We start from the raw sequence: 14,812 nt of genomic DNA, 5'->3' as shown, positions 1-14,812 counted from the left end.
AATCCTTTTGAATAAGGTGATTTATCTTATTTATAGGGTGTATTGTTTAATATTTACTGCTTGATTACTTAAACTGCCACGATAATGCTAAACGTAAGTTATACGAACCAGTACGACCATGACCAAACTCTTTCTCAGCATCAATAAACACATTAGTCTTTTCACTGACATGCGCATTGTAACCGACACCAACTGCATACCACGTACCTCTGATGTTCCAACTGGTGTGATAATCCCCAGTACGGTCGCTCGCACTAAATGAACGTTTGCCTAAGAATTCGTGTAACACATTACCTTTTAGGTAAAGTCGATTATCACCGTTTTCATCTAATAATCGAACAATATCCACACCAGCACGACCAATTAAGCTTTTCGCATGACCGAGTTTGACATCAATATCATTGCTAGTGCGATAATCTGCACCGGTTAAATAAGCGAATTGCAATTGCGCTTGCGGTACCAGATACCAACGTTTCTCATCATCAATAAATTTGCGATAACCATGTTCGGTACTCGCCGTAAAGAGGTAATTCTTATAACTGCCTTTACCCCAAAGGCTGCCATCACTCATCACTGCTTGGTAATGATTGTGTAATGTGCCAACTCTTAACACATTATCGTTGTAATAGCTGTTATCACCGGCTTGGTTATTCCATTGATTAGTGTTGTAAAGGCTTAATTCGTATTTCTTCACTCGTCCTTTACTGAACTCATCCGCTAACGTGGTTTTGCCATAACTATAGGTAAAACTTAAACCCCATTTTTGTTTCTTCTCGTCATTGTTATAACGGAATTTATCATAACCAATTTCATAGTCATTGTTGTTTAAACTAAAGCGTCCTGCCTCTTTTAAGCGCGTATGGGTGCCTCTTATCCAAGCGCCTTCTTTAATCTCATTGAGTGAATAAGCGCGTTCCCCTTCTCGTTTGGTGTAAGTATCAAGCGTAAAGGCATAACCTGCACTTGCATCTAACATTCTGCCAATATCGACTGTATTACGGCTTGGCGTATTAGTACGGTATTTCACTAAATAGACATTTTGACTGCCATCACCGCCATAAGTACTATTGACATACTCATTACTCGGTTTCGATTTACTTAACGCATTACCGCCATTAAAGGCTAGATTATAAGCTTCGCGATTATCCGGGTCAGTCGCTTGGTCAGCATACTCAACCGTTAACGCTTGTTTAAACAAACGGTCTCCTGTTGTGCCATACACTTTACCCTCAACAAATTCATTATGCGAGGTTTGTACTGTCGCAAAACGTAACCGTTCACCATAATCCATACTATTCACAACCACAGATAGATTCTTAATCACGATATCTTGTGGTGTGCTTGTACCCTCTTTGATATAGAGCATATCGCTGCCTTGACCAGTTTTATTAAGGGTCATTAAGAATTGATTTGCTCCAGCGAGTTTATCTATATGCAATGCTTGACCGGCTAAAGCTCCCGCTGAAGTTGGGCTGACATCTACCGTACCTTCACCACGCAATTCACTTATCCAGCTTTGTCCGGTCATTTGCCATAATGAATCTTTCGCTAATTCAAGATGAATTTGACCTGCATTCGAAGCAGTTGGTGTTAAACCAAATAAAGTTTTATGTTGCGCATTATCATAGGCAGCAAAGTTATCCATACGTCCTACCGCTAAACTGCCCGGAGTCAGTTGTAATGTGATATTACCGTTATCATAGGCATGTTGATTACCAGTTAAATGTAAGGTGCTGCCTTTCGATTTCACTTGAATATCACCGCCAATCGAGAGCATATGCCCTTTAATCACACTGTCCTTTTCATAATTTAAAGCAATATTTCCTTTATATGTATAAGCTGTCCATGGCGCTTCAATTCTCATTTTTCCATCAATTGAAACTTGTGATTGATTGTAAGATTGAATGGCGAATTTATTAGCTAATAAGGTATTATTCGCTGCTGACAATTTTACTTCCGCTTGGTTATTTGCATAAATTCCCACATTAGCGCCAGTTAAAGTATTACTGTCTGTTCCCATTAACGTTACTTGCGCTTCATCCTCAGCATAAATAAGATATTGCTGCTTAGCATTTGGCGCATAAACAGAAATGCTATTATTTTTCGCCAATAACTTCGTGCTTGCACCAGACTGATTTCGGATCGCATATATCTCCGATACAGTACCTGATAGCGTAGCAAGATGTGATTTATCGCCAATATTAATCGTATTACTACCTTCTTCTGCCGATAAGGAAATTTGTCCTTTATTCTGATTATTCATACCATAAATAGGATACTCATATCCCGGTACCACAGCTGTAGTAGCAATTTCTAAAAGGTTATCGCTATTTTGAGCTACCACCTGAATATTCTCTTGTTTATCTGCTGTTTCGCCATCGGCATACAATAAATACGGTTCAAGTCCATTCGATATATCAACAGTGAAATGATTTTGTGGTGCGATTGCAGAAATTTTTCCTGCAGGGATTGTTGTGCCGTCTTCTAATTGAGATGCTTGACTCATTAATCCATAGATACGATAAATATTGCCTGCACCACCAGTTTGATTCCCCTTATCGGTAATCAACAAGCGGTTTTCTTGGTTTGCTGAAAGCGATACTGTACTTTTACCCACAGATTGTATGCCATAGAGTGAATTCCATCCTGAATCTACTTTACTCGCATCTAAGGTTAAAACATTACGCTCTTTTGCATTTAACGTAATCGTATTTTCATCCGTTGCATTAGCAACGTTATAAGCATACATAAGCCATTGTTTTGATGCATTTGGCGCATACATTGCGATTTCATTACGCTGCCCATGCATCTCGGTATTACTACCTATTGTATAAATACCTAATGCTCCATTAATCTTTTTCTTAAAATTATCTCCTAAATCAGGTATTGTGTTTTCAACATCACCAACCTCGATACGGTTTGTGCTTTGTGCAGATAATAGCACCTGAGCCTGACTTTGTGCGTTAATACCAAAATCATAACCACTTGCTTGATTTGTCGCAGTGGTTTGCAGTTTTAATAAGTTATCCGTTGCTGTCGCTGTTAGCGTTATCGTTTTCTCATTATTATTTACAGCGCCAATAGACATAATTAAACTTCTATTTTTTGCATTGGGTGCGTAAACAGAAATACTATTATTTTGCGCCGTTAAATCAGCAATACCTTGATAACTATAAATACCACTTATATCTTTTGTTTCTCCTATTGGTTGGGCAAATTTATCCTTATTACCAATTTGTATGCTATTTGTTCCACTTGCTAATATCTCTACCTTACTGTTATCTTCTGTATTGATACCTCTAATATACTGAGAATCATCACTTACAGTTGCTCCTGCACTTTTAAAGGCAGTAGTTTGTATTGTAAATTTATTATCCCCTCCTGTAGCATGAAATTTTACATTTCCTCCTGGCTTATTAAAAAAATACTTACCTACATTCACAATTCTTTGGACTTGTGCATTTGGTGCATATAATGTGATTTCATTTTGTTTTGCTATCGCCGTAATATCACCGATCCCACGCTGATTAATACCTGTTACAAAACTCCTCTGTCCCGCTATTTCGCTAAACCGTTCCGCATCACCAATTTTAATACTATTCTTCCCCTTTTCCGCCGATAATGTGATAAATGAATCTGAACCCCCATTAATACCACTTACATCTGTTTTTTCCAACAAAGTAGTATTGGTGGTATAAATTGTTAACTCATTATTATTGTCCGTTGCTTCTAGTTTTACCTCTCTCTTTTTCATTTCTATATTATTCGAATTGCTGGCATCAATACCATCCACACTGCCAAAATTTGGGGTATAAAGTGAAATTTTATTTCCTTGGCCAACTAATTCTACACTACCTCCTGTAGGATAAAAGGATATTCCATTTCCAGAGTATATTTTTCCTGTCGGTTCAGCCTTTGAATTAATATTACCTATTGTAAGACTATTGGTACCCTTTTCCGCACTAAGCACTACCTTAGCATCACTTACGAAAACAGTAAGAAAATTACTAAATATAAATTCTTCTTGATTAAAAGTACTGATCTCATCAATGGTTAATGTGTTATCGCCACCTTTCGCTTTTAATAAAATAGTTTCTTGATTATCTGCTGCTCTGCCTCGCGCATTAATAATGCCGATTCCACTTACTATTTTTAGTTGAAATTGAAATATCATTACTTATCGCTTCCATATAAATACTACCGCCTGTATCCGTATGCAATACATTCATAAAACCCATTTCCCTTAAAGGTACAGACGTACTATCACTCAGCGTAATCTTATTATTCCCAGCTACTGATGAAAGGGATATTTTTGAATTCTTTCCCTCGGAATTAACTAAATTCCAAACATCAAGCCCATTATCTTTAGTAATTTCTCTTGTAATATTAATATTGACATTAATCGACTGTTGTGCTTGTAATTGGATACTTAATCCCTTACCCCAGTTTTCAATAATATTATTAACATCAATTCCCTCATTTTTACTGAGGATCTTAATTAGACCTGCTGCACCAGTTGCCGTACCATATCCATAAATACCTTTACCTTTATTCCCATTAATAGTAATTTGCTTGCCGGCGGTAATTTCAATTGCTTTAGTTCCGTTATTCCAACTAACGCTCTCCGCAATGGTGATACTCTCCTCAGGGAGATTAATTGGCATCGGAGTGGTTTGATCAATTTTAGTATAGGTTGCTGCATACGCTAGATTCGGCAACCATAACAAGCCTTGTAATACTGATGCGACAATCGAGAGTTTAAAAAGACGTTTATTGTGTTTTTGACGGGATTTTTTAACAGAATTTAATGACTGACTGACTGACTGACTGACTGACTGACTGACTGACTGACTGACTGACTGACTGACTGACTGACTGACTGACTGACTGACTGACTGACTGACTGACTGACTGACTGACTGACTGACTGACTGACTGACTGACTGACTGACTGACTGACTGACTGACTGATAAATTATGCTCATTTACTGAGCAACTTGTCAAATCAGGCGACGTATTAATAACGTGTGTTAATCGATTGATGTTGTTCATAAAATTATCCTTCCCATAGGTCAAATGTAAAAATTTGCACTGATTGACATCCATTATCAGACTAACTTCCTTAGTAAATTTTTTTCAATATATCTGTAAACATGCAAAAAAGCTAGCTTTATTCGAGTATTTTTTTATAAAAAAATCACTTTAGTCAACAATTAACACTCTATCAATAAATCTAAATTTTCTTAATAAATTCAATTATATACGATAGAAATACATTTAAATTCATTTAAAATAAGATAGATAACTTGTGTATATTTAAAAAAATACCAAAAATGAGATTAAATAATTAGATGAATTAACTAAAGGAAAATAATGTTATTCATTAGGATAAAGTTAACATTTTACAAAAACCCGATTATTCCTCTATCAGCAAAAAACTTTTGATGTTATTGCTATTTTTCTAATAGAAAACCTTGTCTATAATCTGCCGCACTTGAAAATTAGCACAATTTAATCAACAAGGAGTTTAGTTATGTCAGTACCTGTATTTGGATTAGGTACCTTTCGTTTAAAAGATGAAGTTGTTAAATCTTCCGTCAAAATGGCATTAGAAGAAGGATATCGCGCTATTGACACTGCACAAATTTATGATAATGAAGCGGCTATTGGTGAAGTGTTACAAGCAAGCAATATTGCTCGCAAAGATCTTTATCTCACTACCAAAATTTGGACAGAAAATTTAAGCAAAGAGAAATTAATTCCTAGCCTAAAAGAGAGTTTGCGTAAATTAAATACCGACTATGTTGATTTAACTTTGATCCATTGGCCATCACCAAATCAAGAAATTAGCGTGGCAGAAACTATTCAAGCATTAATGGAAGCAAAACAGCTTGGTTTGACAAAGGAAATCGGTGTATCCAATTTTACTATCGACTTGATGCAACAAGCTATTCAAGCAGCCGGCGCAGATAATATTGCTACCAATCAAATCGAACTTTCACCTTACTTACAAAATCGTAAAGTGGTCGATTGGGCAAAACAAAATGGCATTCATATCACCTCTTATATGACTTTAGCGTATGGCAAGGCATTAACTGATGAAGTGATTGGTAAAATTGCTGCTAAACATCAGGCAACACCGGCACAAGTGATTTTAGCTTGGGCAATGGCGTTAGGTTATTCCGTCATTCCATCATCAACTAAAAGCGAAAACTTACGTAGCAATTTAGCTGCATTAAAACTGCAATTAGATGCTGACGATATGGCAATGATCGCAGCATTAGATCGTCAAGATCGTTTGGTCAATCCTGAAGGCTTAGCGCCAAACTGGGATTAATTCATCACTGAACGGCAGCTGTTCAGCGCGGCTGCCGACATTTCTCCGCCATAAAATCAATAAAAGCACGAATACGTGTACTTACCGCTCGATCACTATAATAAACCGCATTAACCGGCATCGGCACTGCAATCCGTTTATCGGCAAACAATTCAATTAATGCTCCTGCTGCCAGATCTTGATCTACTTGAAAATCTGATAAACAAGCAATACCGCTGCCGACTAAACAAAGCTGACGCAAAGTTTCTCCACTGCTTGCTGTAATCGTTGGCGTAATCTGATAAGGCTGATGATCTTCAGCAATCGTCCAAATATTTAACGTTTCCGGTTCCGTAAAACCTAAACATTGATGTTGCGCTAATGCGCTGATTTGTTGCGGTACACCATATTTCTGCAAATAACTCGGCGCCGCCACCACTTTACGATAGCTATTAAACAGCAATTTACTACGTAAACTAGAATCTTTCAGTTCACCAATACGAATTGCCACATCAACTTTACGTTCAATCAAATTGATATAGGTTTCTGATGATACTAACGATAAAGTTATTTGCGGATAGCGTTGACGAAATTCCTCAATCCAAGGAGAAATAAGATGCAAGATCACCGGTGTTGCCGCATCAACGCGTAAAATGCCTTGCGGTGTTTGGTGTGTTTCCAACATCTCTGCTTCTGCATCAGCCATATCTTGTAAGATATTACGAACTTTCGCAAAATAGCGTTCGCCTTCGGCAGTTAAACTTAAATGACGAGTGGTACGATTTAATAGATTGACGCCTAGCTTTTGCTCCAATCGCTTAATCGAACGGCTAATCACTGAATTTGCCATATTTAGATTTTCTGCTGCTCGGCTAAAACTACCGCTTTCCACAACATTAACAAAAATACTTAACTCATCTGAATTGGTTTTCATTATTGCTCCTAAAGCAAAAATTTTTTGAAATTTTGTATATTTTTAGCATTAAAATATTTTGTCATAATCTCCGCCACTTAAAAACATCTATTTTTAATTAAGGAGAATTTATGCCAATTGCTTTATTTGCATTAAGTATCAGTGCATTCGCTATTGGAACCACTGAATTTGTGATTGCAGGACTAGTACCAATTATTGCGCAGCAATTACAAGTTTCTTTACCTTCTGCCGGTTTATTGGTATCCATTTACGCTTTAGGTACCGCTATCAGCGCCATCTTTCTTACTGCATTTACCGCTAAAATGTCGCGTAAAACCTTGCTATTAGCGCTAATGCTGTTGTTTACCGTTGGTAATCTGATTGCTTGGCAGGCACCAAACTATTCTACACTGATTATTGCGCGTTTTATTACTGGCTTAGCACATGGCGTCTTTTTTTCGATTGGTTCAACTATTGCGACCAGCTTAGTACCACGTGAAAAAGCTGCCTCTGCAATCGCATTAATGTTCGGCGGTTTAACTGTCGCTTTGGTAACCGGTGTACCATTAGGGACTTTTATTGGTCAATATTTTAGCTGGCGAGCCACTTTCTTAGTAGTATCGTTGCTTGGCATTATCGCCTTTTCCGGCATTGCATTTTTTATTCCAAACAATCTACCAACACGACAAGTTGCTACTATTAAAGAACAATTACAAGTGCTCACCCAACCAAGATTGTTATTGATCTATTTAATTACGATCTTTGGCTATGGCGGCGTCTTTACCACTTTCACCTTTATTAGCCCAATTATGGAAAACTTAGCAGGCTTTGCCCCACAAAGCGTAAGCTGGATATTACTCGGCTACGGCGTTTCCGTCACCATTGGTAATATTTGGGGTGGAAAATTGGCGGATCGTCATGGTGCTATTTTTGCATTGAAAGTGATTTTTGCGATTTTAGCGTTACTGTTATTGCTATTCCAATTTACTACTGAAATCAAATATATCGCACTTGTTATTATCTTAGTTATCGGCGCATTTATGTTTGGTAACGTACCACCGTTACAAGTATATGTGGTACAAAAAGCGGAACAATATACTCCGAACGCTGTTGATGTTGCCTCAGGATTAAATATTGCTGCCTTTAATATTGGTATTGCTTTAGGTTCAATTATTGGCGGGCAAACTGTTTCTGTCGCAGGTTTAGCACAAACACCTTGGATCGGCGCAATTATTGTGGCTATGGCACTGTTACTTGTTATTTTTAGTGGAAGAATGGAACAAAGAACCTTACAGCTAGCTTAATCTTATCAAGATAAAAAATAGGTTTCGTCCTAACAAAGGGCGAAACCTAAAGCTATTTCAATTAAGAGCATTAATTACAATAAGTAGCTTGCTGCTTTAACAACAATTTTTACCGCATTTTCTTCTGTTGCTTTCATTGTTGATTCATTTGGAATCTCTTGTTGCGTACGATTAACAATCGCGCCAGCCACCATACCTGCACGCAAACCTAACGCAGCACACATTGTAAATAAAGTTGCTGATTCCATTTCAAAGTTCATTACATTTAGTTCTTGCCATTGTTTTAATGAACCTTGGAAACGACGCCAAACTTTACCGCTGTAAGTATCATAGCGTTCTTGTCCTGGATAGAATGTATCTGATGAAGCGGTGATACCAACATAAGTTTTATTTGGGTTAATTTCTTGTGCCGCACGATAAAGCGCAGTAGTACATTCAAAGTTTGCTACCGCTGGATACTCTAACGGCGCAAAATGCTGACTTGCGCCATCTAAACGCACTGCACCAGTAGTAATTAATACGTCACCAACATTGATATGAGGTTGGATTGCGCCTGTTGTACCAATACGTAAGAAAGTGCGCACGCCTAATTGCGCTAACTCTTCTACTGCAATAGATACAGACGGTCCACCGATACCAGTTGAACACACAACAACAGCTTTACCATTTATGTAACCTAACCAAGAAGTGAATTCTCTGGTTGCTGCTAAAAACTTTGGATTTTCCAATAGTTTTGCAATTACCGGCACACGCTCAGGCGCACCAGGAACAATTGCTAAAGTAGCACCATCTAAATCACTTTTTTTAAGTCCTAAATGAAAAACATCCGACATAATAGCCCTCCTTTTATTATGGTTTTATATCTCGGAGAATAGGATTTTGCATCGAAATTAAAGTTTCAGTCGATTGAATCTCATCAATTAACTGAATTTTAGTGGCTAACACATGATGCAATTCTTCTATAGTATGTGTCATCACTTTAATAAAAATAGAGTAGTTACCTGTGGTGTAATAGGCTTCTACTACTTCATCAAATTCTTGTAGCTTAGCGATTACTTTTTCATAATCTTTCGCACTTTTTAAAATAATGCCGATGAAACAACAAACATCATAGCCTAGGCGTCTTTCATTGATTTTGACTTTTGTACCTTCAATAATGCCCGATTGTCGCATTTTCTCAACACGAACATGGATCGTTCCCGGACTGACCCCAAAACTTTTTGCCATTTCAGCATAAGGTGTGCGTGCATCCTGTGTTAACACGCGCAAAATTTGTTGATCAAGATGATCAATATTACTGATTGGTTGCATACTTGTCCTTCTAGACGGTGGAATTATTAGATATTATATAATTTATACAGACAAAAAATAAATTTTTTCTAATAATAAAGAGCTTACGCAGCAGTTTCAAGGCAAAATGCGCGTTCTCACAGGGATTCCAACAAAAATGTGAAGCTGATCAAGATTTTTCGATAAAACTTAACTATCCAAGGTAAATAAATCGATCTTTTTTACTCGCTGCGGTAAATCACCACTTAAGCCTGTAGCTTGCAAAATAAATTGCTGTTTTAACGGTTGCAATTTATCGGTGACTGACATACCAATGCCACGTAACAATTTTTTGATTGGTTGATCGCCAGCAAATAGATCTCTAAATCCTTGCATTGCCACTAACATTTTCATCGCTTCTGTTTTACGCCAACGCTCATAATGACGTAAATGACGATAAGCGCCAATATCTTGATTTTTCGCTAGATTTTTCTGGATCTCTTCAGCCAAAGCCAGTGCATCCATAAAACCTAAATTCACACCTAATCCAGCTAAAGGGTGAATAGTATGTGCTGCATCTCCCATTAAGGCGACACGATGTTGAATAAAATGGCGGGCAAATCTTGCACAGAGTGGATAACTATGTCTTGCACTAACAACACGACATAAACCTAATCTACCATCAAATGCAGTCGTTAATTGGCGATTAAAACTCTCTTCATCACAATTCATCAATTGTTTCGCTTTTACAGGATCTTGCGACCAAACAATCGAACTTAAATGCGGTTGATGCAAAGGTAAGAATGCTAAAATCGCATCAGGTGAGAAAATTTGCCGACAAATTTGTTGATGTGGTTCTACGGTTTCGACATTGCAAACTAAGGCAGAATGTTGGTAATCACGAAAATTAATCGGCATATGCATTTGTTCGCGTAACCAAGAGTTAGCACCATCTGCACCAACAACCAATTTCGCCACAATGATTTCACCGTTAGCCAAACTTAACACCGCATTATTTTCATTGACGCCTAATGAAGTTGGGGTTGCCACCAATAACTCTGCATTCTCTTGCTGCAATACTGCCTGATACAACGCTTGACGAATTAATTGGTTTTCGACGATATGCCCAAGATGATCAACCCCTAGGTTTTGCGTATCTAACTGAATATGAGCAAAGCTATCCTTCTCCCATACTTGCATTTTTTCGTATGCTGTCGCCCGCCACGCTTGAAGTTGTTGCCATACACCAAACTGGCGCAGCATAGTTTCTGATGAAAGATTTAACGCACTCACCCGATTCATTACTGTTTCTAACTGAAATGCTGGAATATGCGCTTCAATCACCGCAATCGAACAATCCGTATCTTTGAGGGCTTGTGCCAATGCCAATCCCACCATACCGCCACCAATAATGGCAATATCAAACTCTTTCATTAAATTCGTCCTAATGTTGGTTGTACAAATGTATGGCGTAAGGCGGAACAATGACTTAATGCAGTTAAACCTAAATTACGTAATACCTGTAATGGCAATAATTCATTACTAAAAATTTGTACTAAATTCGTCGTTAAACCAATAATCCGTTGTTGATCTTGCAAACGATGTTGTTGGTATTGCTGCAACATTTCAGCTGAGCCGATCTCTTGCGCATTAATAATTGCTTCTGCTAGCGCAAAAACATCACGAATACCCAAATTAAAGCCTTGTCCAGCTACTGGATGCAGCGTTTGTGCCGCATTACCGACCAAAGCAAGACGGTTACCGATTAAAGCTGTACTGCGTTTTAATTTGAGCGGGTAAGCGTAACGCTTGCTTACTGATTGAAATTTTCCCAAACGCCAGCCAAAGCGTTGTTGCAGCTGCTGTAAAAATGATTGATTATCCAACGCTAATAATGCTTCCGGCGTTTTAGTACAAAAAACCAATGACATCATATTATCCGCCATTGGTAATAAAGCAATTGGCCCTTCGGGAGTAAAACGCTCAAAAGCACGCCCTTGATGCGGCATTGAGGTTATCACATTAGCAATAATTGCACTTTGCTGATAATCAAATTCTTCATTACAAGCGATACCGGCTAACTGCGCTATTTGCGAATCGGTACCATCAGCAGCGACTAATAATTTACCGGTTAAACGCATTTGGTTATCTAAAGTGACTGCAATTTGATCAGTACCATAGTCAATCTGCTGAATAAAGTGTGGGCTAATAAAATCAATATTCGCTTTATTAGCAAGTGCTGCCATAAAAGTATCGCCCATATTTTGCAACGCCACTACAACACCGAGTTGAGTTAAATGCATCTCTGCGGCATTAATTTCAACTATTCCGGAATGACCACGCTCCGATACATGCACTTGCTTGATCGGTTCGGCAAATGTTTGCACCCGATCCCATAAAGTTTGTTGCTGATCAAAACGAATACGTTTCAGTTTACGACAAGTGCCATCGGATAAAGCAACACAACGACTATCAAAGCCTACTCCCTGCTGTTGCGATCGTTGACGTTTTTCAATTACCGCAATTCTCAATCGGGAAGCAGAAAGGGTGTCCAAGGTTAAGGCTAATGTCAGCCCATTCATGGCACCGCCGCCAATAATTACATCGTAGTGTTGCTGTTGCATAATTAATCCTTTTGCGCCATTAACGCTTCAATTTCATCAATCTCTTTTGGTACGGCGGCAGTCAACACTTTATTACCATATTCTGTAATCAATAGATCATCTTCAATCCGCACCCCAATACCACGATAAGCGGCAGGAATATCTTCGGCATTTGGAATATATAAACCTGGCTCAACAGTAACGACCATACCAGGTTGCAATTCACGTGTACGATCTTGTCCATAGGCGCCTACATCGTGCACATCTAGACCTAACCAGTGACCTAGACTGTGCATATAAAAACGGGTGTAAGCTTTTTCAGCAATCAATGTATCCACATCGCCGGATAAAATCCCTAAACGCACCAACCCTGCAACCTTAATTTTTAATACTTCATCATTGGCTTGTTTGATCGAATTACCATTGACTAACAATTCAATCGCCCGTTTTTCTGCCTCTAAGACAATTTGATAAATCTCACGTTGCGCTGGGCTAAATTTACCATTTACAGGAAAAGTTCTCGTAATATCACCGGCATACATGGCAAATTCACAACCAGCATCAATTAGCACTAAATCACCATCTTGCATTAAGCGATCATTTTCTGTGTAGTGCAGAATACAGGCATTCTCGCCACTGGCAATGATTGATGGATAAGACTCCCATCTTGCGCCAAAGCGATTGAATTCGTGTAACATTTCGCTGGCTAATTCATATTCAAAACGTTGTGGACGCGCTTGTTTCATTGCTCGAATATGAGCTAATGCTGAAATTTGTCCCGCTTGTTGCATTAAACGAATTTCATTTTCTGATTTAAATAAACGCATTTCGTCTAATAGCTCACGCCAACAAACTAATGTCGTTGGTGCTTTTACGCCTTGTCGTTGTTGAGTACGCATCAAAGATAAAGTTTGGTGCACAATCTCATCACCCCATTGTTGTACTTCTTCGGCATAATAGAGTGTACCCAAACCATTCAGCAATTGTGGTAGCTGTTGTCGTACTTCATCAATCGCAATAGCCTGATCTAAATGTAAAGTTGTTGGTGCTTTTTCAACGCCTAAACGACGACCATTCCATGTTTCCATTAATGGATCTGATGGACGTAAAAATAGAATCGTTTGCTGCTCTTGTTCAGTTTTCTTCAGTAATAAGATCGCATCTGGTTCGTTAAATCCGGTTAAATACCAGAAATAGTTATCTTGACGAAAAGGGTAATTAGAAGATGCGGTACGTTGACGTTCTAAATTAGAAAAAACGATTAAACCGCTATTGGTTGGTAATTGGGCAAAAACTTTTGCTCGACGTTGTTGAAATTCTTCAATCGGCATCTCTGCCATATAACTCAAATCCACAATCTATACCTCTTATCAATGGATAGTTTTTTGTTGTACTGCTGGTTGATGAAAGTGTGAATAAAACAGCATAGCAATTGTACGTAAATATTCGATTACCTCTTCTAATGCTTGCGCGAGGCCCTCTTCATCATCGCCTTCTTCATAGCCCAATTGGCAAATTTCGCGTAAGTCGGCTAAAGCCTCCGCAATATCTTGTTGCTTCTCTTGCTGTAAATTAGGTTGCGCTAAACCTAAGCCAAGTAAGAAGTGATTACACCACTCGCTTAATGAGGTAATACTCTGGTAAATATCATCTAAATTGCCAAGATCTAACTCAAAGGTAAATTCACTTAGATCTGCCAAACTTGCGTTTAATGCTTTGTATAATTCTGCAATTTTGCTGATTAATTGCACTGGATAGGCGTGATCATCATTAGTAAATTGATACAACAATGGTTTCCAGCTTTCATCGCGGATACCGCCACAAATAAATCCTGTTAATAATCCATGTAATTCAACACCATTTAAAGTAATTCCTGCTTGCTTTAATTCGTGTGTCAGTTGCTGTGCTGTAATTGCCATATAAATTTCCATTTCTTCTCAAATGTCAGCCATTCTAACACCAACCAGAATATCCACCAATAATCTATGACGAAACTTATTTGCTATGGCATAATACCTACATTTATAACGTTATAATTTCTGTCTAAAGAGGTTCTTGTATGTCTAAAAATATTGATTTGTATATTTTTGGTCAAAACCTACGCTTAAGCTGTCCAGAAGATCAGCATCAAGCACTAAGAGAAGCTGCTGATATTTTAGAAAAGAAAGTATCAGAGTTAAAAAGTCGTACTGGTATTATTCAACTTGATAAAGCATTAACTATCGTTGGGTTAAATTTATGCCATGATTTAATCACCCAACAGCAGCAAAATTCTGAACGAGAAAATTTAATTAATAATAAAATTGAACAAATAGAACACTCTTTAAGCACCATTTTGTCTAATATGCCAGCACCTAAATAAATTATGATTTAAATTAAGAAATAGGACTTTCTCTTACTAGGCAAA

The 14,812-nt window shown here is 38.0% G+C and carries 12 protein-coding genes; 3 read left to right on the top strand and 9 right to left on the bottom strand.

Annotated features, from left to right (window positions below; all coding sequences use genetic code 11):
• Nucleotides 1-64: 64 nt before the first annotated feature.
• The gene (locus tag NYR30_RS01540; protein WP_302501681.1) at nt 65-4,174 is read right to left on the bottom strand and encodes an autotransporter outer membrane beta-barrel domain-containing protein; all 4,110 of its coding nucleotides are present in this window, start codon (nt 4,172-4,174) and stop codon (nt 65-67) included.
• On the bottom strand, nt 4,125-4,985 hold the full coding sequence (locus tag NYR30_RS01535) for a hypothetical protein (RefSeq protein WP_302501679.1): 861 nt from the start codon (nt 4,983-4,985) through the stop codon (nt 4,125-4,127). The genes NYR30_RS01540 and NYR30_RS01535 overlap by 50 nt, the downstream gene beginning before the upstream one ends.
• 548 nt (nt 4,986-5,533) lie before the next feature.
• Here NYR30_RS01535 and dkgB point away from each other — a divergent pair.
• Complete coding sequence (gene dkgB / locus NYR30_RS01530) at nt 5,534-6,337, top strand: 2,5-didehydrogluconate reductase DkgB (RefSeq protein WP_066113535.1); 804 nt, start codon at nt 5,534-5,536, stop codon at nt 6,335-6,337.
• Between the two features lie 22 nt (nt 6,338-6,359).
• Here the strand turns inward: dkgB and yafC are convergent, their stop codons facing one another.
• Nucleotides 6,360-7,250: a DNA-binding transcriptional regulator YafC gene (gene yafC / locus NYR30_RS01525; RefSeq protein WP_066113537.1), complete on the bottom strand. Its 891-nt coding sequence runs from the start codon at nt 7,248-7,250 to the stop codon at nt 6,360-6,362.
• Between the two features lie 110 nt (nt 7,251-7,360).
• Here yafC and NYR30_RS01520 point away from each other — a divergent pair, with 110 nt between their 5' ends.
• Nucleotides 7,361-8,533: an MFS transporter gene (locus tag NYR30_RS01520; protein WP_066113539.1), complete on the top strand. Its 1,173-nt coding sequence runs from the start codon at nt 7,361-7,363 to the stop codon at nt 8,531-8,533.
• Nucleotides 8,534-8,607: 74 nt separating this feature from the next.
• Here the strand turns inward: NYR30_RS01520 and udp are convergent, their stop codons facing one another.
• The 6 genes from udp to NYR30_RS01490 form a co-directional block, all read right to left on the bottom strand.
• Entirely contained in the window at nt 8,608-9,366 is a 759-nt protein-coding gene (udp, locus tag NYR30_RS01515; RefSeq protein ID WP_066113540.1) for a uridine phosphorylase, read from the bottom strand.
• 16 nt (nt 9,367-9,382) lie between these two features.
• Nucleotides 9,383-9,835: a transcriptional regulator AsnC gene (gene asnC, locus NYR30_RS01510; protein ID WP_156536760.1), complete on the bottom strand. Its 453-nt coding sequence runs from the start codon at nt 9,833-9,835 to the stop codon at nt 9,383-9,385.
• A 177-nt stretch (nt 9,836-10,012) separates the two neighbouring features.
• On the bottom strand, nt 10,013-11,236 hold the full coding sequence (locus NYR30_RS01505; protein WP_066113542.1) for an FAD-dependent monooxygenase: 1,224 nt from the start codon (nt 11,234-11,236) through the stop codon (nt 10,013-10,015).
• Entirely contained in the window at nt 11,236-12,426 is a 1,191-nt protein-coding gene (ubiH, locus tag NYR30_RS01500; RefSeq protein ID WP_066113544.1) for a 2-octaprenyl-6-methoxyphenyl hydroxylase, read from the bottom strand. Before ubiH ends, NYR30_RS01505 begins: the two co-directional genes overlap by 1 nt.
• Before the next feature lie 2 nt (nt 12,427-12,428).
• Nucleotides 12,429-13,760, bottom strand: coding sequence for a Xaa-Pro aminopeptidase (pepP, locus tag NYR30_RS01495; RefSeq protein WP_066113546.1), 1,332 nt, complete (start codon nt 13,758-13,760; stop codon nt 12,429-12,431).
• Between the two features lie 15 nt (nt 13,761-13,775).
• The gene (locus NYR30_RS01490; RefSeq protein WP_066113548.1) at nt 13,776-14,324 is read right to left on the bottom strand and encodes a UPF0149 family protein; all 549 of its coding nucleotides are present in this window, start codon (nt 14,322-14,324) and stop codon (nt 13,776-13,778) included.
• A 140-nt stretch (nt 14,325-14,464) separates the two neighbouring features.
• Here NYR30_RS01490 and NYR30_RS01485 point away from each other — a divergent pair, with 140 nt between their 5' ends.
• On the top strand, nt 14,465-14,767 hold the full coding sequence (locus NYR30_RS01485; protein ID WP_066109783.1) for a cell division protein ZapA: 303 nt from the start codon (nt 14,465-14,467) through the stop codon (nt 14,765-14,767).
• Nucleotides 14,768-14,812: the final 45 nt, after the last annotated feature.

Source organism: Gallibacterium salpingitidis (genome assembly GCF_030517105.1).
Taxonomy (GTDB): Bacteria; Pseudomonadota; Gammaproteobacteria; order Enterobacterales; family Pasteurellaceae; genus Gallibacterium; species Gallibacterium salpingitidis.
Note: the sequence above shows the minus strand (reverse complement) of the source record. Positions and strands in the feature narration are given on the sequence as shown.